General features: G+C 43.2%; 1 pseudogene. It reads left to right on the top strand.

Annotated features, from left to right (window positions below):
* Positions 1-477: pseudogene (locus HMPREF2619_RS02160) on the top strand (hypothetical protein); the annotation flags it as partial.

Below are 477 nucleotides of genomic sequence, written 5' to 3'. Positions count from 1 at the left end.
ATGGATATGGCTAAAAAAGCTCCAGATGCCTTGTCTAAAGGCAGTCAGATTCTGGGGAATAGTCTTGCCAGAACTGGAGGTGGTATTCAAGGTGCTTTGAACTCTATAAAAGACCAGGGATTAATGAATGCGGCCAAAGGTGGTGTAAGTAATATGGTTGATTTGGCAGAATGGAAAGCATTTGAAACTATGCAAAATACGAAAGGGGCAGTTGGCAACGTTTTAGATAAGCTGGATGATAAGGCTGTCTCTGCGCACAATGCGACCTATAACGCTTTGAAAAACGATGCGATTCCTGGAATTGATCAATTTGGACCAGTTGACATTCCTGAGTCACCAATCGATCCAGGAACAACGGATGCACCTATTGTTGATTCAACTCCTTCAGCTGAAGAAATAGGATCCCCAATTCAAGAACCACCACTTCAAACTGAAGGAGCAGAGCCACCAATTCAAGATTCAACTCATCCAACTGGA

It is taken from the genome of Streptococcus sp. HMSC074B11, assembly GCF_001808705.1.
Taxonomy (GTDB): Bacteria; Bacillota; Bacilli; order Lactobacillales; family Streptococcaceae; genus Streptococcus.
Note: the sequence above shows the minus strand (reverse complement) of the source record. Positions and strands in the feature narration are given on the sequence as shown.